This window comes from Pseudescherichia sp. AS216, from assembly GCF_037152055.1.
Lineage (GTDB): Bacteria > Pseudomonadota > Gammaproteobacteria > Enterobacterales > Enterobacteriaceae > Pseudescherichia.
Map to the genome: position 1 here is coordinate 490,929 of NZ_JBBCMV010000003.1, position 18,806 is coordinate 509,734.

Consider the following 18,806-nt stretch of genomic DNA (forward strand, 5'->3'; position numbering starts at 1 on the left):
AAATTATGCTGGCTAATAAATTATTTCTAAATTTGATCGTAACATTTAGTCTTTTTTCCGGTAGCTATATTCTGGGGGGGGTGAAGTTTTATCCCCCGCTTTTATTTGCGCTATTAGGGATCGGCCAAAGTATTTTAGGCAGAAAGATGCCTGCAATTATCGTAACCGAGATTAAATGGTGGGCATTTTTCCTTGTATTAATGCTTGTATGTTTTTTTATTGGCCAGAATAATGATTATCTTTTTGTCCTGTTTCGCTACTTATCTAAAGCGATACTGATACCTTTTGGGTGCTGTCTATTAATACGTAATATTGCTCAAGATATCACCAGAACACGGGGCGATTTCCACACCGTCATTCGTCAATCTGTTGCCTTTGCGCTCTATTTCCAGTTTACGATTGTGATTCTACAGCTCTCACTGCCTCCTTTCAGAGAAGCGTTTAACTCAATTATCGAGCTGACAGACGAATGGAAAGCGTTGGCTGACGTGGGGCACTTCAGGGCTACCGGTCTTGCCGGGCTGTCAATTTATGATACTTCAATAGCTTATGGTATCCTTTATCTGTTTTTCCTACCGTGGTGTACGTCGTATAAGTTTACGGTAAACTTTAAGTTCCTGCTTATTACGCTCATCATTACCGTTCTCTCATTGATTGCTGGCAGAAGCGGTTTTATTTTAGTGCTGACGATATTTATATTCTTCTTCCTGTACTGTCGTCGTAAGATATTTTATTCAGTCAATTTAGCCGCGTTCATCACCTTAGCGATAATGGCTGTGATTGCTGTAATGGGTATAGACCAGTTCACACGATTCCTGCAGTTTGTTTTTGAACCTATTTATAACTATATGGATACCGGGTCGTTTGAAACGGCTTCGACCAATGAACTCATTGATAGCTATCTTTTCATCCCTTGGGAAGTACCACCGCTAACAGGTTTCGGTTTTTGGGCCCAGCCAAGCCTTAGCGAACCGCATCATTTCATATACAAAACGGACTCTGGCATCCTGTTAAATTATATCGCATTCGGTATTACCGGCTTAATCTTTGTCCTGGGGTATACATGGCATTTTATCAAAAACCATGTTGTCTATACTGAGATCAACAGTTCAGCACTCAAAGTATTGTTTGGTATCAGTATGGCAGGGTTGATCGTCAGTTTTGCCCTTAAAGGACCTATCTATTTTTCTGAAAAGATTATGACTGCGTACTTTATTTGGCTGGTTTATAATTCTCAAACGAAAAAAGAGTTAACGGTTTAAAATGAAAAATATCATTCTGGTTGTTTTGTATAATGAGATAATAACTAAAACGCACAGCTTCATCTCGTTAGAAAAAGCGTTTGAGAATAGCGCGCATAGTGCAGAAGGGTATGAGGTTCTTTTTTGGGACAACAGCAGTGCCAGCATTAATGAAGCGCATGTTGATGAGGCAATGAGTAAGTTAACTGGACTGGGGCTAACGGCAAAATATATTAACACCCCTGAGAATCTGGCCTTATCGAAGCTCTATAACAGAGTTATTGAACTGTACCAGAATGAAAAAGATTATCTTTTTGTACTGGATCAGGATTCAGAGTTCGATAGTGGTTATTTCTCAACATTTGAAAGTATCACTAATCAGCAGACTCCGGATGTTATATTGCCGGTAGTGAAGTTCAAAGAACAGATTGTCAGCCCAACGAAAATCCTCTATTTAAAAGGTTTTTACTACGATAGCGCACCGAAGGGGTTCATCAGTAGCAGCACGGTTTCTGCGATTAATAGTGGGATGATAATAGCGTTATCCTATATTGTTAAGCATGGCTACCGTTACAATGAACAACTGCGAAACTACTGTACCGATGATGATATCATGCAGTTTGTTCGTAAAACCAAAGGCAGCGTGTTCGTGATGGACTACAGCTTTGAGCACGACCTGAGTCTGTGTACGCTTAATGCCAATTCAGATAGCTTACGTACGCGCTATAACGAGATGGTGCGTTCGAGAAAAATATTGCATTCAAGGAATATCTTTGAAAGCGCAATTGTAAATGTTTACTTTTTTGCGCACCGTGCCTATATGGCAATGAAGTATAAAGATATAAAATATTTTAAAGGTTAATGACGTGATTATCCACATAGCAATACCTCGGTTTGCATTATCTGGTGGAAACCTGGTATCTTTAGAACTTGCAAATTATCTGGAAAATGAAGGAATTACCGTCTATTGCCTGTCAGGCTCCCAGAAAAAACGCGCTCATGATGTCGTGCTGGTTAAGCCCCAGCGCGGTTTGATAAACTCCTTAAAAAACCTGTTCGCATTTTTTTCTCTTTCTGTACAGGCGCTGTTTTATAAAAATTATATTGCGACACATCATCTGACATCGCTTTTTAATTTTATAAAACGCAGCCAGTTTGCTTTAGTACAGGATCTGGAAGCCGATTTTTATCCGCAGCGGTTGAAAAAAGTGGGGGCCATTTTTTGGCAGAATTATCTTTCTGCGCGCCACCTGCTCTTTACGAATACTACCCTTGCAGCAAGAGTTCAGCGCATCAAACCCACCGCGGTTAAAGGCTTATCATTTGTTCCTTTTGAAATTGATGCGGTAGAGGGAAAAGAAAAAGAAATTGATGCCGTTGCTATTATCAGAGATGGAAAATATAAAGATCCTGATAAGACGCTACAGGTTATGATGTCTCTGGAAGATAAAAAATATAACGTCTGCATTATTAACGCCTCGCGACAGGCCCTGTCCGGTAAGAATATTATCAGCAACGTAAATCGTAAAGATTTTGTGGACGTGCTGCTCAGGGCTAAAGTATTTGTTTGCCTCTCGCAGTGGGAAGGATTGGGGCTACCAAATCTTGAGGCGTTTGTGGCAGGGTGCCACGTTGTTTCTACCGCGATCCCTTCGGCGCTGGCTATGCAGGAGTACGAACTTGAAGGGGTTAACGTACTCGATGAACAGTATAGTGTAGAGACAGCAGTAAATAAGATTGAGCAAGTTATCACAACTAATAGTTTTCCTGCTGCAGATATCAACGCTCGCTTGAATCTATTAAAGCACATCCAGCTTCAGTGGTTAGATGACGTAAAAGAGCAAATCATTAAAGGGAAAAATCAGTGAGTATCGTTATATCTGTAGTTTCTCATAAACATTTTAAAATAATTAAAGACTTGCAAAGCCTGGAGCATCTTGCCCCCTATTTTGATGTTTATTTAATTGATAATGTCAAAGAGGCTGGGCTCAAGGAGTGGTGTCAAAATCACAATATCAATTATCTTGCAAATGAGATTAAATGCGGCTTTGGTGAAAATAATAACAAAGTATTTGATGCGGCATTTAAAAATGGGATCGGCGAGGACGACTGGTTCCTCGTACTGAACCCGGATGTGGTCATTGAGAAAGAGCGAATTTTTGAGTTAGTAGAAAAAATGCGCCACGATCGTGTACGTCTGGCAACGGTAAATCTGTATAAAGACATTAATTTTAAAACCTATGATAATGCCGTTCGTCATTTCCCAACCCTAACTGATTTCTTCAAGTCTTATTTAACCGGGGCTAACCCAACCATTATCGACAAAAGTAAAATTACAGAACCGGCTAAGGTTGATTGGGCTTCTGGTTCCTTCTTGATGTTCGACGCTGAGCTATACCAGCAGATTGGCGGATTTGATAAAAGCTATTTTATGTATTGTGAAGATATTGATATCTGCTTACGATCCATGGCGTTACAGAAAGAGAAAGTCACTTTCTATCCTACCGTTAAGGCGTTGCACTTTGCTGCCCACTCCAACCGGAAGCTGCTTTCTAAAAGCTTCTTCTGGCATCTGAGGAGCATGGTACGCTATCTGTGGGTAAAGAAAACGATGCCGCATAGTTTATAAGAGGGAATAGCATTGGATAAGCTTCTGCTTAAAAATATTTTCTCTCTGTTTAGTATTCAGGCAGTAAATTATTTACTGCCTCTGCTGATCATCCCCTTACTGGTCAGAGTGTTAGGCATTGAGTTGTTCGGTATATATATACTTATCCTGACGGTTATCCAGTATTTTATTATTGCTAGCGAGTATGGGTTCAATCTGACCGCGACGCGTAAGATCGCAATTAATATTGAGGATAAGCAGAGCGTATCAACGTTCTTCTTTGCTGTTATTAGTGCCAAACTGTTGATCGCAGGGATTGGTTTTGTTGCGATGAATGCGGTATTACTCTTGTTACCGCAGTATCAGCACTATACGCTATATTTAAACCTGGGATACCTGAGCGTCCTGGGAAGCGTTTTTTTCCCTATTTGGCTATATCAAGCTTATGAAAAAATGATTTGGATTGCTATCTGCAACTTCATTTCGCGCGTGGCGGGGATTATTCTTATTTTCTGGATGGTGACAGCAAAAAGCGACCTTTTATTGGCGATCGTTATCCAGAGTATTATGCCTATCATTGCTGCTGTCATTGCGCTGGTGTACTGCTTTTCAAGCGGCATGGTGCAATGGACACGAATCAGCTTTCGCGACGTTGTTGAGGAACTTAAAGATAGTTGGGACATATTTGTATCCACGTCCTTTGTCAGCCTTTATACAACGAGTATCCCTCTTATTTTAGGATATTTTGCAGGTGCGGGTAGCGTAGGGGTCTTTTCAGCCGCAGATAAGATTCGCATAGCATTACAGTCGGTGATCAACCCGGTCTCACAGGCAATCTATCCCCGTTTAAGCAAGTTAATGATTAAAGAAGAAGAGTCAGCGCTGAAGCTTATTCGCGTGATGTTTAAATTCTTTGTGTTACCTTTCTTCGGATTTTCTCTGGTGGTGATGCTGCTTTCAGACGAGTTGATTCGGATCTTCTATGGAGAAGATCTGATGGAGGCGGCTAGCGTGCTTAAAATACTTATCTGGATCCCACCGGTCGTGGCTATTGCTAACCTGTTAGGAATACAGATCATGCTGCCGCGCGGCATGAAGAAGCAGTTCAGCCTGACGTATATCATATGTGGGATCATCGGCCTGCCGTTGCTTTTTATAGGCGCTTATTTCTTAGCCGCCTGGGGCGTAAGTATCGCATCAGTTGTCATCGAAATTATTGTGGTGAGTATGTTCTGGTACTTTATCTCAGCCTCATCAAATCCATTTAAATTATTCGATAAATAATATTATGCCAATTGTCTCAATTTGTATTCCAACTAAAGACCGTCTGGAACATTTAACTAAAACGATTGATTCTATAATTAATGATGGCGTTGATGCTAACGATTTTGAAATAGTTATTTCTGATAATTCGGATAATGACGTCATCAAAAACCATTGCGATTGTATTGCTGCTCAAGGCTACAATATCAAGCACGTTCGTAATCCCGTCCTCGGTTTTTATAATTCGATTGTAGCCTTACGCAACGGCAGCGGTGCACTGCTAAAGCTGCATAATGATTACAGCTGCTTTCTGTCGGGCCAGTTTAGGTATCTTGTCGAGCTAGCGAAGCAGAATCTGGTCGATAAGCCAACGATCTTTTTCGCTAATGGAACCCTAAAGCTTGCAGAAAATACGCGGTGTAATTCGAAAGATGAGTTTATCGCCGCGACGCATTTTCAGAATAGCTGGAGTTCGGCGTTTAGCATCTGGAAGGCGGATTTCGACAAAATACCGCATGAGAAAGAAGATGTTAACCCCATGTTCCCTCACACATCGCTGTTGTTAAACTCTACAAATACACGTTATCTCATTTGTGATAAGACGGTCTTTGAAAATATCGCCGTGGCAGGCAAGGGGGGATATAACCTCTTTGAGTGCTTCTGCCTTATCTATCTCGGGTTAATTAAAGATAAAGTTAAAGCAGGTGAAGTTTCTGAGACAACGTTCAATGCGGTTAAATGGAAAATGTATCAGAAATTTGTTATTCCCTGGTACTATAAAACGGTATACACCAATCAAGGTTTTACCTTTATTACGGATGATGCTGACGAGATTTTGAAAAAAACCTATGGTTTGCCAGCCTGGCTGTTAATTCGCGTGGCATGTAAAATTAAAAAAACAATCAGCCGGAGCTAGCAATGTCTCGTCTTTCAAGCGAACGTTCTTTGTTATTGACATTAAAAGCCTTGTTTTTCCCCTATAACAAATTACGTAATAAGTATTATAGCTATGCATTTTCGACGCAGGGGCTCATCGTAGGTAAAAATATATCTATCGTTGGTTCTAAAAATATAAAGCTTGGACGCCATGTTATTTTAGGAAACCAGACCTGGCTAGATGCTATTGGCACAGGGAGTATCATCATCGGTAATGATGTCTCTTTAAGTCAGAATGTGCATATTGCTGCTGCTGAATCCGTTACGATTGAGGATGGTTGTCTGATTGGGAGCGACGTGCTAATTAGCGATCATGACCATTCCTTCGGCGGTGACTCAGCAATGATATTGCCAAAACATCGTCCACTGACGATCCGCGATGCGACAAAGCTTGGAAAAAACTGCTGGCTAGGCGATAACGTTAAGATCCTATCGGGCGTAACCTTAGGTAATAATGTTGTGGTAGCGGCTAATTCGGTTGTGACACGCTCATTTCCTGACAATGTAGTCATTGGCGGCATACCGGCAAAGGTTTTAAAAAATATCTGAATCATTTTTCAACGTATCCCTAATCAGCCTGGGGTGGGGTAATGAGCAAGCACGTTTTAATCATCGGCGGATCAAGTTTTATAGCGCTTAATCTGATTGAAAAATTTATCAAAGAGTCCTGGCAGGTTATTGTCTATGGACGGAACAAACCACAATTAGATTTTGCAGGGCTAACTTTTATCAGCGGTGAACTCTCGGAAATCGATGTTAAGCTAAGCCATTTTTCCGAATCAACTATCGATAGCGCGATCTATCTCGTTAACAATATCCCTGTTAATGCTGATCCCACTGACTACGAAGCACGTTTAGCGGAAAACCGTTCGGCGATTGATTTTCTCTACACAATCGTCAAGCGCGTGGTCTATTTTTCTTCCGGTGGCAGGATCTATAAGACCAGCCCGGAACCGCATAAAGAGACGGATCCGCTTTCACCGACCTGCTCCTATGGGAAAAGCAAGGTTGAACTAGAAGAGTATGTGGCGCAACGCAGTGCCGCTCTGAACAGAGACTACCTCATTATCAGACCTTCAAACCCTTATGGACGGCATCAAAATTTGTATGCTAATCAGGGGTTGATCGCTATTCTTTTAGGAAAAATAAAAAGCGGTAAAGATATTGAAATTTGGGGTACGGGTACAGAGGTCAGAGACTACATCTATATTGATGATTTTGTTTCAGCTTTTTATACTCTTTTTAACTATATTAATCCTCCTTACACTATTTTCAATATCGGTTCAGGCTATGGGACCTCGACTATTCATATTGTTGAAACGGTGCTGGAGTTAGCGGGTAACAGTGGCGTTGAAAAGAAATATATTGATATTCACCGCAGCTTGATTCCTTCAAATATTCTATGTAACCAGCGATTAACGGATGTGATTGGCCCTTATCCGCTCACCCCTTTAGTTGATGGGATCTCAGCGTTTATTAAAAGTGCAATGGATAAATAATTTGTCATACCGATTTATCGTTTAGCATAAATCGGTACTATCACCTGAGAAAATCCTGAGTTAACATATTTGTTACTTAACCAGCTGAAATGTTAACCAGCTGCAAAACACACCTGACAGGAGTATGTAATGTCTAAACAGCAGATCGGCGTTGTAGGTATGGCCGTTATGGGGCGCAACCTGGCGCTCAACATCGAAAGCCGTGGTTATACCGTTTCCGTTTTCAACCGCTCCCGTGAAAAAACTGAAGAAGTCGTTGCTGAAAACCCAGGTAAGAAGCTGGTGCCTTACTATACCGTACAAGAGTTTGTAGAGTCTCTTGAAACGCCGCGTCGTATCCTGTTAATGGTGCAGGCGGGTGCGGGTACCGATGCTGCTATCAACTCGCTTAAACCTTACCTGGATAAAGGCGACATCATCATTGATGGCGGCAACACCTTCTTCCATGACACCATTCGTCGTAATCGTGAACTCTCTGCTGAAGGCTTTAACTTTATCGGTACCGGCGTTTCCGGTGGTGAAGAGGGGGCGCTGAAAGGGCCTTCCATTATGCCTGGGGGCCAGAAAGAGGCTTATGAGCTGGTTGCGCCGATCCTCACCAAGATTGCTGCGGTAGCGGAAGACGGCGAGCCGTGTGTAACCTATATCGGTGCTGACGGTGCCGGTCACTATGTGAAGATGGTTCACAACGGCATCGAATATGGCGATATGCAGCTGATTGCTGAAGCCTATGCCCTGCTGAAGGGTGGCCTGAACCTCTCTAATGAAGAGCTGGCCCAGACCTTCACCGAGTGGAACGAAGGCGAGCTGAGCAGCTACCTGATCGACATCACTAAAGATATCTTCACTAAGAAAGATGAAGAGGGTAAATACCTGGTCGATGTGATCCTTGATGAAGCTGCCAACAAAGGCACCGGTAAGTGGACCAGCCAGAGCTCGCTGGATCTGGGCGAGCCGCTGTCGCTGATCACTGAATCGGTGTTTGCGCGTTACATCTCTTCGCTGAAAGAGCAGCGCGTTGCCGCCTCTAAAGTCCTGAGCGGACCGCAGGCTAAGCCAGCCGGTGACAAAGCCGAATTCGTCGAGAAGGTGCGTCGTGCGCTCTACTTGGGCAAAATCGTCTCCTATGCTCAGGGCTTCTCTCAGCTGCGCGCCGCGTCGGAAGAGTATAACTGGGATCTGAACTACGGTGAAATCGCGAAGATTTTCCGCGCGGGCTGCATCATCCGTGCCCAGTTCCTGCAGAAAATTACCGACGCCTACGCTGAGACCCCGGCGATTGCCAACCTGCTGCTGGCACCTTACTTTAAGCAGATTGCCGATGACTACCAGCAGGCGCTGCGTGACGTCGTGGCTTATGCTGTACAGAATGGTATCCCAGTGCCGACCTTTGGCGCAGCCGTTGCTTACTATGACAGCTACCGCTCTGCGGTGCTGCCGGCGAACCTGATCCAGGCCCAGCGCGACTACTTTGGTGCACACACCTACAAACGTACCGATAAAGAGGGTGTATTCCATACCGAATGGATGGAATAATCTGATTTATTAATTCGTTATTAAGCCCGGTTCTGCCGGGCTTTTTTTATTTTGTCTGATTGTAATTTGTTAAAAAAGGTATGTATCTGCTACAGATTATGAAGCTTATCTGAATATGAGGAGAGTGTATTGACACTGTAATCTGAGTGTCGTTATCGTTAAAGCCGTTCCACTCACTGGCTGTGTCGTTTTCAGGCACTACGTTCTTTAACGAGAAAAAGTCAAACGTATGAAAATTACCATCTCCGGTACAGGTTATGTAGGCCTCTCCAACGGCATTTTAATTGCCCAGAATCATGAAGTTGTTGCGCTGGATATCGTGCAAGAAAAAGTGGATCTGCTGAATCAGGAAAAGTCGCCGATTGCTGATAAAGAAATTGAGGAATATCTTAAAACCAAGCCGCTCAATTTTCGCGCCACTACCGATAAGTACGATGCCTATCGTGATGCAGATTATGTGATTATTGCTACGCCTACGGATTACGATCCGAAAACCAACTACTTTTGCACGACCAGCGTTGAAGCCGTCATCAAGGATGTAAATGAAATTAATCCCAATGCGGTGATGGTAATCAAATCAACGGTTCCCGTTGGCTTTACGCAAAAAATTAAAGAGACGCTGGGCATTGATAACGTTATCTTCTCCCCGGAGTTCCTGCGTGAAGGGCGGGCGCTGTACGATAACCTGCATCCCTCCCGGATTGTCATCGGCGAGCAGTCGCTGCGTGCTGAGCGTTTTGCTGCCTTGCTGGTAGAGGGCGCGATTAAAACCGATATTCCCGTTCTGTTTACAGACTCAACCGAAGCCGAAGCCATTAAGCTTTTTGCTAATACCTATCTGGCGATGCGCGTGGCTTACTTTAATGAGCTGGACAGCTACGCTGAAAGCCTGGGTTTAAATACCCGACAGATTATTGAAGGGGTGTGTCTCGATCCCCGTATTGGCAATCACTATAATAACCCTTCATTTGGCTATGGCGGTTACTGTTTGCCGAAGGATACCAAGCAGCTGGTAGCTAACTATAAATCCGTACCAAACAACATTGTTTCGGCTATTGTCGAAGCCAACCGCACCCGCAAAGATTTTATTGCCGATGCGATATTGGCGCGCCAGCCGAAAGTGGTGGGGGTTTATCGTCTGATAATGAAAAGCGGCTCCGACAATTTCCGCGCCTCTTCCATTCAGGGCATTATGAAGCGTATCAAAGCGAAAGGTGTCGAAGTTATTATCTACGAACCGGTAATGAAAGAAGAACAGTTCTACAACTCACGTGTTGTGCGTGATATCACTGCCTTCAAGCAAGAGGCCGACGTTATTATCTCAAATCGTATGGCGGAAGAGTTACTTGACGTTGCAGAAAAAGTTTACACCCGCGATCTGTTTGGCAATGACTAATGTACCGTTCTGGAAGGCAAAAGCCTGATGCCAAGCATCAGGCTTTTTTTTGTTCAGTTTGTCGGGCTATGTGCTTGAATTGTTCATATTTTGTACACCTGGATGGGGGTGAACACTGACTCTGCAACATTCAGGTAATGAATTAGAATGAATCTTATAGTAAAAAAAAACGCCTTGGGTAAACTACGCTAAACGTAACGGTTACTTGCGCTTTCATCACAAAGGTTGCTATGACGCACAACGACAATGATGTGGTAAGAAAGGGAAATTACAATCCTGAACAAGTTGATATGATTGATCTTCTGCTGCAGCTTTGGCGCAGCAAATGGACAATTGCAATTTTTGTGGTTGCTACCCTGGCATTAGCAGCAGTGTATTTGACTGTGGCTAAAGAGAAATGGACCTCAACGGCAGTTATCACTATGCCGGATGCGGGTCAGATTACTGGCTACACCAACGCAATGAGCGTCCTTAACGGGGTCTCATCTGCCGATATCGATAATATCCAGCAGCGCGTTATAGGTCGCTTTAATGCTGCTTTCTCTGCACTATCGGAAATTTTAGAAAACCAGGAGGAGCCTGAAAAGCTCACTATCGACTCTGCGGTGCGCGGGCAGGCCCTGCCGTTAAAACTTACTTATCAGGGCGATTCTGCAGAAAATGCACAGAAAACGCTGGCCCAGTACATTCAGCAGGTAGACGAACAGATCGCTGACGAACTCGACCTGGATCTCTCAGTAAACATTAAGTCGCGCACAAATGAACTGGTTGCACTATTAGCGACCCAGGAGAAGGTGGCTCAGGAACAGAAAGATCTGCGCCTGAAACAGATCTCAGAGGCGTTGAAGGTCGCACAAGAGGCGCAAATTAAGAATCCACAGGTGCAGCAAACCCAAGAGGTAACGCAGGATACGCTCTTCCTGCTGGGTGGGGAAGCGCTGGAATCTATGGTTAAAAATGAAGCATCCCGACCGTTAGTTTATCCGGAAAGCTATTACCAGATGCGCAAAAACCTGTTGGATATTGCACGTCTGAAGCCCGATCCGTCCAATATGCACAGCTACCGCTACGTTATGAAGCCTACTCTGCCAATATGGCGTGATAGCCCGAAACGCGCGTTAACACTGATTATGGCCGTGTTGCTGGGTCTTATCCTTGGCTCCGGCTACGTCCTTACCCGCAACGCGCTGCGAAACTACCAGCCGAAAGCGTAATAAAAAAAACCGGGCTTGCCCGGTTTTTTTATCTCTGCGGTACTACTTGTGCCGCGCTCTCAAGTTTTCAATGATGGCCGTCATGTCCAGATCCTGATCCTGCAGCAGTACCAGCAGGTGGTAGATCAGATCGGAGGCTTCGTTAGTCAGCTCTTCGCGGTCGTTAACGGTAGCGGCGAGGGCGGTTTCAACCCCTTCTTCCCCGACCTTCTGGGCGATACGCTTGGTGCCGCTGGCGTAGAGCTTCGCCGTGTAGGAGCTGGCAGGATCGGCGCTTTTGCGCGCTGCCAGCAGCTGCTCCAGCTGGTAGAGGAACAGCCACTGATGGCTCTTCTCTTCACCAAAGCAGCTGGTGGTGCCGGTATGACAGGTTGGACCGACGGGATTGACCAGCACCAGCAGCGTGTCGTTGTCACAGTCCGGCGTGATACTGACCACATTAAGCACGTTGCCGGAGGTTTCACCCTTGGTCCACAGGCGCTGTTTGGTGCGCGAGTAGAACGTGACCAGCCCGCTCTCTTCGGTCTTCGCCAGCGCCTGCTGGTTCATATAGCCCAGCATTAACACCTCGCCGGATACCGCATGTTGGATCACGGCAGGCAGCAGCCCATCGGTTTTGGTCCAGTCCAGCAGGCTGCGTTGTTGCTCTGTTAACATATCCTTATCTCCACGCCCTGCAGTGCCAGGTACGCTTTCAGTTCACCAATATTAATAATCTGCTTGTGGAACACTGATGCGGCCAGCGCCCCGTCGACGTCAACATCCCGGAAGGCTTCCAGGAAGTGCTCCATGGTTCCCGCGCCACCGGAGGCGATCAGCGGAACATGGCAGACCTCGCGCACCTTCTTCAGCTGCACCAGATCGTATCCGTTACGCACCCCGTCCTGGTTCATCATGTTGAGCACGATTTCACCCGCGCCACGCTTCTGGACTTCCTGTACCCAGTCCAGCGTCTCCCAGGTGGTGACGCGGGTACGGCTCTCGTCACCGGTATACTGATTAACGTGATATTTGCCGGTAGCTTCATCAAACCAGGTATCAATGCCGATGACGATACACTGCACGCCAAAGCGGTCGGCGAGGCGGGTGATCAGCTCCGGGTCGGCCAGGGCCGGTGAGTTAATAGAGATCTTGTCCGCGCCAAAGGAGAGGATCTGTGCCGCGTCGTCAACGGATTTAATCCCACCCGCTACACAGAAAGGGATATCGATCGCTTCTGCTACGCTGGAGACCCAGCTCTTATCCACGACGCGTCCATCGCTGGAGGCGGTGATATCGTAAAACACCAGCTCGTCCGCGCCTTCCTCTGCATAGCGCTTTGCCAGGGGGACGATGTCGCCAATGATCTCATGGTTGCGGAACTGCACGCCTTTTACCACCTGGCCGTTGCGCACGTCCAGACAGGGAATTATCCGTTTTGCCAGCATTGGATCGCCTCCGTTACGTTAAATTTGCCTTCCAGCAGCGCCCGGCCAACGATCACCCCGCGCACCCCGGTACCACGTAGGGCGGCGATATCCTGTAGCCCGCCGATGCCGCCCGAGGATTGAAAAGCGATCTGCGGATAGCGGGCGCACACCTCTTCATACAGCGAGACGTTGGAGCCTGCAAGGGTGCCATCGCGAGAGATATCCGTGCACAGGACGTGCTTCAGGCCCACGGGCTGATAAGTTTCAATCAGTTCTTCCAGCGATACGCCGGAGTTCTCCTGCCAGCCGCTGACCGCCACCTGCTTTACGCCCTCGTTGTCGATGCGTACGTCAAGCGCCAGCACCAGCGCCTCTGCGCCGAAGCGCGTGAACCAGCCTTTAACGACCTCAGGGGATTTTACCGCCGTCGAGCCGACCACCACGCGGGCAACGCCTGCTTCCAGCAGGGCGGCAACGTCCTCTTCCGTGCGGATCCCGCCGCCGACCTGCACCGGCACGTTTACGCCAGCTACCAGGGTTTTAATCAGCGGGATCTGCCGCTTAGCCGGATCTTTCGCCCCGGTCAGATCGACCAGGTGCAGCACCTCTGCACCTTCGGCGGCATAGCCCTGCAGGCGGGTCAGCGGATCGTTACCGTAGTCGCGCTGCTGCGCGTAGTCCCCCTGATGCAGGCGGACTACCGTGCCATCAATTAAGTCTAACGCTGGAATAATCATTACATCTCCAGGAAGTTTTTCAGCAGCTGCGCGCCCGCCGCGCCGGAGCGCTCCGGGTGGAACTGGACGCCGTAGAAGTTATCTTTCTGCACGGCGGCGGTGAAGGGCGCGCCGTAGTGGCACTGGGCGATGGTCTGGGCATTCACCGGCATGGCGTAGCTGTGCACGAAGTAGAAGTAGGCCCCGTCCTCAATGCCGCGAAACAGGCGATCGCCCGCTTTCGGGTAGACGCGGTTCCAGCCCATGTGCGGTAAAGGAAGACCGACGTCCTCCATCTTAACCACTGGCTCATCGATAATCCCCAGCAGCTCTACGCCGTGGGTCTCTTCGCTGCGACTGCCCAACAGCTGCATGCCGAGGCAGATCCCGAGCACCGGCTGGGTGCAGGCTCGGATCAGGTTCAGCAGTTCGCGCTGGTGGATCTGATCCATCGCAGCCTGCGCCGTCCCTACGCCAGGTAAAAAGAGCTTATCGGCGCGCAGCACCACGTCCGGATCGCGACTCACCACCGGCTGGTAGCCGTGGCGGGCAACCGCAGAGGTTACCGAGTGCAGGTTGGCGCAGCCGGTATCGAGGATCACCACGTTCATTACAGCACTCCTTTCGAGGAGGGAAGGGTATCGCCTTCCACACGGATCGCCTGACGCAGCGTACGGCCAAAGGCCTTAAACAGGCTCTCCACGCGATGGTGATCGTTCTTGCCCTTGGTTTTCAGGTGCAGGGTGACGGCCATGGTGTAGGAGAGCGAGCGGAAGAAGTGCTCAACCATCTCGGTGGTCAGGTCACCCACGCGTTGGTAGGTAAACTCGGCCTTGTACTCAAGGTGCGGACGCCCGGAGATATCCAGCGCGCAGCGGGCCAGGCACTCGTCCATCGGCAGGACAAAGCCAAAGCGGTTAATGCCGCGCTTGTCGCCGAGGGCCAGTTTCAGCGCCTCGCCGAGCGCCAGGCCGGTGTCTTCCAAGGTGTGGTGATCGTCAATGTAGAGATCGCCCTTGACCTGAATCTCCATGCGGAAACCGCCGTGAGTGGCAATCTGATCCAGCATGTGATCAAAGAAACCCACGCCAGTGTTAATTTTGCTGCCGCCTTCGCGATCCAGCCATACCTTCACGTCAATCTGCGTCTCTTTGGTCTTACGCTCGACGTGGGCGTAGCGGTCGCGTTTGGTCAGCTGGTCACCAATGGCGCGCCAGTTCAGCGTTTCTCGATCGTAGCGCAGGCCGGTGATACCCATGTTTTCGGCCAGGGTCACGTCCGTCATTCGATCGCCAATCACGTAGCTGTTGGCCTTATCCAGCGCCTCGTTGGCGAGATAGCCTTCAACCAGCTTCACCTTCGGCTTACGGCAGTCGCACTCGTCGGCGGGCAGGTGCGGACAGATCAGCACCTCGTCAAAGATCACGCCCTGGGAGGTGAAGATCTGCATCATCAGGTTGTGCGGGCCGGTAAAGTGCTCTTGCGGGAAGCTGGCCGTGCCCAGTCCATCCTGATTAGTGATCATCACCAGCTTAAAGCCTGCCGCCTGCAGCTTAAGCAGCACCGGGATGGCATCTGGCTCAAAGGCCAGTTTTTCAAAGCTATCGACCTGAAAGTCGCTCGGCGGCTCGCTAATCAGGGTGCCGTCACGGTCAATAAAAAGATACTTCTGGCTCATACTTGCTCCGCACGTAGGGCGTCGATGACGCGCTGGCTCTCTTCCCGGGTACCGATGGTGATCCGCAGGCAGCCGCTTAAAGAGGGTTGTTTGTTTTGATCGCGTAGAATAATGCCCTGATCCCACAGGGATTTAAATACCGCGCTGGAGGCGGTGATGCGCGCCAGAATATAGTTGGTTTCTGAATCGAATACCGTTTCCACGCAGGGAATCGTGCGCAGCTGCTCAACCAGGTAGCGGCGTTCGTTGAGGATCTGCGCCACCCGGCCCTGCATAGCCTCAATGCCCGCTGGGGAGAGGGCTTGAGCGGCGATCTCGGCGACCGGGGTCGAGAGCGGGTAGGGGGCAATCACCTTCAGCAGCAGGGCGATAATCTCCTGGCTTGCGAGGGTAAAGCCGCAGCGCAGACCGGCCAGCGCAAAGGCTTTCGACAGCGTGCGTAAGATCACCAGGTGCGGATAGTCCGCCAGCCAGCCGCTGAGCGTCGCCTGCGGACAGAACTCAATGTAGGCCTCGTCGGCAATCACCAGTGCTTTTCCACGGGTCATCTCTAACAGGGCACGCATATCCTGCGGGTCGATAATCTGCCCGGTCGGGTTGTTGGGGCTGCACACATAGATAAGCTTTACCCCATCGAGGGACTCAGAGATGCCCTCCAGATTGAGCTGCCAGCTCTCCAGCGCCGGAACGGTGCGCGCCTCAACGCCGAAGGTTTCGGCGCTCACGCTGTACATGCCGTAGGTCGGCGGGCAGTAGAGCACCGCGTCCTTGCCTGGCTCGCAGAAGGCGCGAATCAGCAGCTCGATACCTTCGTCCGCGCCGCGGCTGACCAGCACCTGCTCCGGCTGCAGACCAGCATAGCGGGCGTAACCCTCAATCACCGCTTTCGGCTGGCACTCCGGGTAGCGGTTGAGCGATGACTGGGTCAGCTCAAAGGCCACCGGGGTAGGGAACTCGTTGGCGTTCAGCCAGACGTCGCCTTTGCCGCCCAGGCGACGAGCGGACTGATAGGGCGTCAGGTTTCGCACGTTCTCGCGCGCTAAATCTTCAATGCTCATGCTTGCTCCTTGAGGGCGTTAACGCGCAGGGTAACGGCATTCTTGTGGGCGTGCAGACGCTCGGCCGCCGCCAGGGTCTCAATAGTCGCCGCCAGCGCCGAGAAGCCCTCCCGGGACAGCTCCTGCACCGTCATGCGCTTCTGGAAATCCGCCAGCCCGAGGCTGGAGCAGGTGGCAGTGTAGCCGTAGGTCGGCAGCACGTGGTTGGTCCCCGATGCATAGTCGCCCGCCGACTCCGGCGACCAGTCGCCGAGAAACACCGATCCCGCGCTGGTGATGCTGTCTACCAGCGAGCGGGCGTCGCGCGTCTGAATAATCAGGTGTTCCGGGCCGTAGGCGTTGGAGATAGCTACGCACTGGGCAAGATCCTTCGCGACGATCAGCCTGCTGGCGGCCAGCGACTGGCGGGCGGTGTCGGCGCGCGGAAGCTCGGCCAGCTGGCGCTCAACGGCGTCGGCTACTGCTTCAGCCATCTGCGTGTCCGGCGTCAGCAGGATCACCTGCGAATCCGGGCCGTGTTCGGCTTGGGAGAGCAGATCCGAGGCGACGAAATCCGGCGTTGCGCCACTGTCGGCAATCACCAGTACCTCAGACGGACCGGCGGGCATATCAATCGCCGCCCCGTCCAGCCGCTGGCTGACCTGGCGCTTGGCTTCGGTTACGAAAGCGTTGCCAGGGCCAAAAATTTTATCCACCGAGGGGATCGATTCGGTGCCAAAGGCCAGGGCGGCGATGGCCTGCGCCCCGCCCACCTTGAAGACCTCCTGCACGCCACAGAGACTGGCGGCATAGAGGATCTCATCGGCAATCGGCGGCGGCGAGCAGAGCACTACCCGCTGGCAGCCTGCGATGCGCGCCGGCGTGGCCAGCATCAATACCGTTGAGAACAGCGGCGCGGAGCCACCGGGAATATAGAGGCCTACGGAGGCTATCGGGCGGGTCACCTGCTGGCAGCGCACGCCGGGCAGCGTTTCCACATCCACAGGCTGGAGCTTTTGCGCCTGGTGGAAGGTGTCGATGTTCTTCACCGCCACGGCCATCGCCTGCTTGATATCATCACCCAGGCGGGCGCTGGCGTCGGCGATCTCCTGCGCGGTGACCTTCAGCGCGCCGACCTCGGTTTTATCAAATTTAGCGCTGTATTCACGCAGGGCGTCGTCGCCGCGTGCTTTTACATTGTCGAGGATCTCTACCACCGTGCGGGTGATGCTTTCCGAGGCGGAGATTGCCGGACGCATCAGCAGATCGCGCTGCTGCTCGTCGCTACAGGTGTTCCAGTCGATAACGGTATTGAAGCTCATGGCCATTACTCCATCATCTTCTCAATCGGCAGCACCAGAATAGAGCTGGCCCCCAGCGCCTTCAGCTTCTCCATGGTTTCCCAGAACAGCGTTTCGCTGCTGACCATGTGCATTGCTACGCGCTGCTGGTCGCCTGCCAGCGGCAGAATGGTCGGACGTTCAGCGCCCGGCAGCAGGGCAATCACCTCGTCAAGACGCTCGGTCGGAGCATGCATCATGATGTATTTTGATTCGCGGGCCTGGATAACGCCCTGGATACGGGTCAGCAGCTTGTCGATCAGCTGCTGCTTGGCCGCCGGCATCTCGCCGTCGCGCTGGATCAGGCAGGCTTTCGAGCGATAGATCACCTCTACCTCACGCAGGCCGTTGGCTTCGAGCGTCGCCCCGGTCGAGACCAGGTCACAGATAGCATCGGCCAGGCCCGCGCGCGGGGCCACTTCGACCGAGCCGTTCAGCAGACAGGATTTAAACGCGACGCCTTTCTGATCGAGGTAGCGCTTCAGCAGGTGCGGATAGGAGGTCGCGATACGTTTACCGTTCAATGCTGCCGGGCCGTCCCACGGCTCGTCAACGGCGGTGGCCAGCGACAGGCGGCAGCCGCCAAAATCGAGACGGCGCAGGGTAAAGTAGCGCGGGTCTTCGCCCTGTGCGCGACGGGTCAGCAACTCCTCTTCCAGCACGTTCTCGCCGATAATGCCGAGATCCACCACGCCGTCCATGACCAGCCCCGGAATGTCGTCGTCACGTACGCGCAGAATATCGATGGGCATATTCTCTGCCAGCGCAATCAGACGCTGCGTGTGCAGATTAATTTTGATGCCGCAGCGGGCCAGCAGTTCGCGTGAATCATCGCTTAAGCGGCCAGATTTCTGCATAGCTATGCGTAAACGGGAGTTATCTAACATTCTACTTATCCTCTTATCCTGCCTGAATTAGGTTCAAAAAAAAGCC

General features: G+C 50.0%; 19 protein-coding genes and 1 other annotated feature (1 of these 20 only partly in view). Of the genes, 11 read left to right on the forward strand and 8 right to left on the reverse strand.

The window, feature by feature from the left end; translation table 11 throughout:
* The first annotated feature begins 5 nt into the window (after positions 1 to 5).
* The 11 genes from WFN61_RS11595 (at position 6) to wzzB (ending at position 11,693) form a co-directional block, all read left to right on the forward strand.
* Entirely contained in the window at positions 6 to 1,262 is a 1,257-nt protein-coding gene (locus tag WFN61_RS11595; RefSeq protein ID WP_144817261.1) for a hypothetical protein, read from the forward strand.
* A gap of 1 nt (position 1,263) precedes the next feature.
* Positions 1,264 to 2,103 (forward strand): glycosyltransferase, encoded by an 840-nt coding sequence (locus WFN61_RS11600; RefSeq protein WP_337038698.1) that lies wholly within the window; start codon positions 1,264 to 1,266, stop codon positions 2,101 to 2,103.
* 4 nt (positions 2,104 to 2,107) lie between these two features.
* Positions 2,108 to 3,109: a glycosyltransferase gene (locus WFN61_RS11605; protein ID WP_257758032.1), complete on the forward strand. Its 1,002-nt coding sequence runs from the start codon at positions 2,108 to 2,110 to the stop codon at positions 3,107 to 3,109.
* Positions 3,106 to 3,870 carry a glycosyltransferase family 2 protein gene (locus tag WFN61_RS11610; protein WP_312633179.1) on the forward strand — a complete coding sequence of 255 codons (765 nt, stop codon included), beginning with the start codon at positions 3,106 to 3,108 and terminating at the stop codon, positions 3,868 to 3,870. The genes WFN61_RS11605 and WFN61_RS11610 overlap by 4 nt, the downstream gene beginning before the upstream one ends.
* 12 nt (positions 3,871 to 3,882) lie before the next feature.
* A complete protein-coding gene (locus WFN61_RS11615) occupies positions 3,883 to 5,133 on the forward strand; it encodes a flippase (protein WP_312282679.1) in 1,251 nt (416 codons plus the stop codon).
* A gap of 4 nt (positions 5,134 to 5,137) precedes the next feature.
* On the forward strand, positions 5,138 to 6,028 hold the full coding sequence (locus WFN61_RS11620; RefSeq protein WP_337038699.1) for a glycosyltransferase family 2 protein: 891 nt from the start codon (positions 5,138 to 5,140) through the stop codon (positions 6,026 to 6,028).
* Positions 6,029 to 6,030: 2 nt separating this feature from the next.
* Entirely contained in the window at positions 6,031 to 6,597 is a 567-nt protein-coding gene (locus WFN61_RS11625) for a DapH/DapD/GlmU-related protein (RefSeq protein ID WP_144817267.1), read from the forward strand.
* A 41-nt stretch (positions 6,598 to 6,638) separates the two neighbouring features.
* Positions 6,639 to 7,547: an NAD-dependent epimerase/dehydratase family protein gene (locus tag WFN61_RS11630; RefSeq protein ID WP_337038700.1), complete on the forward strand. Its 909-nt coding sequence runs from the start codon at positions 6,639 to 6,641 to the stop codon at positions 7,545 to 7,547.
* A gap of 129 nt (positions 7,548 to 7,676) precedes the next feature.
* Positions 7,677 to 9,083 carry an NADP-dependent phosphogluconate dehydrogenase gene (gene gndA / locus WFN61_RS11635; protein WP_144817269.1) on the forward strand — a complete coding sequence of 469 codons (1,407 nt, stop codon included), beginning with the start codon at positions 7,677 to 7,679 and terminating at the stop codon, positions 9,081 to 9,083.
* A gap of 229 nt (positions 9,084 to 9,312) precedes the next feature.
* The gene (gene ugd / locus WFN61_RS11640) at positions 9,313 to 10,479 is read left to right on the forward strand and encodes a UDP-glucose 6-dehydrogenase (RefSeq protein ID WP_144817270.1); all 1,167 of its coding nucleotides are present in this window, start codon (positions 9,313 to 9,315) and stop codon (positions 10,477 to 10,479) included.
* A 230-nt stretch (positions 10,480 to 10,709) separates the two neighbouring features.
* Positions 10,710 to 11,693, forward strand: coding sequence for an LPS O-antigen chain length determinant protein WzzB (wzzB, locus tag WFN61_RS11645; protein WP_257758026.1), 984 nt, complete (start codon positions 10,710 to 10,712; stop codon positions 11,691 to 11,693).
* A 42-nt stretch (positions 11,694 to 11,735) separates the two neighbouring features.
* On the opposite strand, the gene hisIE is transcribed toward wzzB, so the two are convergent.
* The 8 genes from hisIE to hisG are packed head-to-tail and all read right to left on the reverse strand — an operon-like array spanning position 11,736 to position 18,760.
* The gene (gene hisIE / locus WFN61_RS11650; RefSeq protein ID WP_238085117.1) at positions 11,736 to 12,350 is read right to left on the reverse strand and encodes a bifunctional phosphoribosyl-AMP cyclohydrolase/phosphoribosyl-ATP diphosphatase HisIE; all 615 of its coding nucleotides are present in this window, start codon (positions 12,348 to 12,350) and stop codon (positions 11,736 to 11,738) included.
* Positions 12,344 to 13,120, reverse strand: coding sequence for an imidazole glycerol phosphate synthase subunit HisF (gene hisF / locus WFN61_RS11655; protein ID WP_144817273.1), 777 nt, complete (start codon positions 13,118 to 13,120; stop codon positions 12,344 to 12,346). Before hisF ends, hisIE begins: the two co-directional genes overlap by 7 nt.
* Entirely contained in the window at positions 13,102 to 13,839 is a 738-nt protein-coding gene (gene hisA, locus WFN61_RS11660) for a 1-(5-phosphoribosyl)-5-[(5-phosphoribosylamino)methylideneamino]imidazole-4-carboxamide isomerase (RefSeq protein WP_144817274.1), read from the reverse strand. Before hisA ends, hisF begins: the two co-directional genes overlap by 19 nt.
* Complete coding sequence (gene hisH, locus WFN61_RS11665; protein ID WP_312282676.1) at positions 13,839 to 14,429, reverse strand: imidazole glycerol phosphate synthase subunit HisH; 591 nt, start codon at positions 14,427 to 14,429, stop codon at positions 13,839 to 13,841. The genes hisA and hisH overlap by 1 nt, the downstream gene beginning before the upstream one ends.
* Positions 14,429 to 15,496, reverse strand: coding sequence for a bifunctional histidinol-phosphatase/imidazoleglycerol-phosphate dehydratase HisB (hisB, locus tag WFN61_RS11670; protein WP_337038701.1), 1,068 nt, complete (start codon positions 15,494 to 15,496; stop codon positions 14,429 to 14,431). The genes hisH and hisB overlap by 1 nt, the downstream gene beginning before the upstream one ends.
* Positions 15,493 to 16,554, reverse strand: a complete 1,062-nt coding sequence (gene hisC, locus WFN61_RS11675; protein ID WP_144817277.1) for a histidinol-phosphate transaminase — start codon at positions 16,552 to 16,554, stop codon at positions 15,493 to 15,495. The genes hisB and hisC overlap by 4 nt, the downstream gene beginning before the upstream one ends.
* The gene (gene hisD / locus WFN61_RS11680; protein ID WP_337038702.1) at positions 16,551 to 17,855 is read right to left on the reverse strand and encodes a histidinol dehydrogenase; all 1,305 of its coding nucleotides are present in this window, start codon (positions 17,853 to 17,855) and stop codon (positions 16,551 to 16,553) included. The genes hisC and hisD overlap by 4 nt, the downstream gene beginning before the upstream one ends.
* Positions 17,856 to 17,860: 5 nt before the next feature.
* Positions 17,861 to 18,760: an ATP phosphoribosyltransferase gene (hisG, locus tag WFN61_RS11685; RefSeq protein WP_144817279.1), complete on the reverse strand. Its 900-nt coding sequence runs from the start codon at positions 18,758 to 18,760 to the stop codon at positions 17,861 to 17,863.
* Positions 18,761 to 18,795: 35 nt separating this feature from the next.
* Positions 18,796 to 18,806: a sequence feature (His leader region), on the reverse strand; it runs 113 nt beyond the window's last position.

Bases quoted from the DNA above. Each gene is read 5' to 3' on its own strand.
- WFN61_RS11595 (WP_144817261.1), top strand. From the start codon at position 6: ATGCTGGCTAATAAATTATTTCTAAATTTGATCGTAACATTTAGTCTT.
- WFN61_RS11600 (WP_337038698.1), top strand. From the start codon at position 1,264: ATGAAAAATATCATTCTGGTTGTTTTGTATAATGAGATAATAACTAAA.
- WFN61_RS11620 (WP_337038699.1), top strand. From the start codon at position 5,138: ATGCCAATTGTCTCAATTTGTATTCCAACTAAAGACCGTCTGGAACAT.
- WFN61_RS11625 (WP_144817267.1), top strand. From the start codon at position 6,031: ATGTCTCGTCTTTCAAGCGAACGTTCTTTGTTATTGACATTAAAAGCC.
- WFN61_RS11630 (WP_337038700.1), top strand. From the start codon at position 6,639: ATGAGCAAGCACGTTTTAATCATCGGCGGATCAAGTTTTATAGCGCTT.
- gndA (WP_144817269.1), top strand. From the start codon at position 7,677: ATGTCTAAACAGCAGATCGGCGTTGTAGGTATGGCCGTTATGGGGCGC.
- ugd (WP_144817270.1), top strand. From the start codon at position 9,313: ATGAAAATTACCATCTCCGGTACAGGTTATGTAGGCCTCTCCAACGGC.
- wzzB (WP_257758026.1), top strand. From the start codon at position 10,710: ATGACGCACAACGACAATGATGTGGTAAGAAAGGGAAATTACAATCCT.
- hisIE (WP_238085117.1), bottom strand. From the start codon at position 12,350: ATGTTAACAGAGCAACAACGCAGCCTGCTGGACTGGACCAAAACCGAT.
- hisF (WP_144817273.1), bottom strand. From the start codon at position 13,120: ATGCTGGCAAAACGGATAATTCCCTGTCTGGACGTGCGCAACGGCCAG.
- hisA (WP_144817274.1), bottom strand. From the start codon at position 13,839: ATGATTATTCCAGCGTTAGACTTAATTGATGGCACGGTAGTCCGCCTG.
- hisH (WP_312282676.1), bottom strand. From the start codon at position 14,429: ATGAACGTGGTGATCCTCGATACCGGCTGCGCCAACCTGCACTCGGTA.
- hisB (WP_337038701.1), bottom strand. From the start codon at position 15,496: ATGAGCCAGAAGTATCTTTTTATTGACCGTGACGGCACCCTGATTAGC.
- hisC (WP_144817277.1), bottom strand. From the start codon at position 16,554: ATGAGCATTGAAGATTTAGCGCGCGAGAACGTGCGAAACCTGACGCCC.
- hisD (WP_337038702.1), bottom strand. From the start codon at position 17,855: ATGAGCTTCAATACCGTTATCGACTGGAACACCTGTAGCGACGAGCAG.
- hisG (WP_144817279.1), bottom strand. From the start codon at position 18,760: ATGTTAGATAACTCCCGTTTACGCATAGCTATGCAGAAATCTGGCCGC.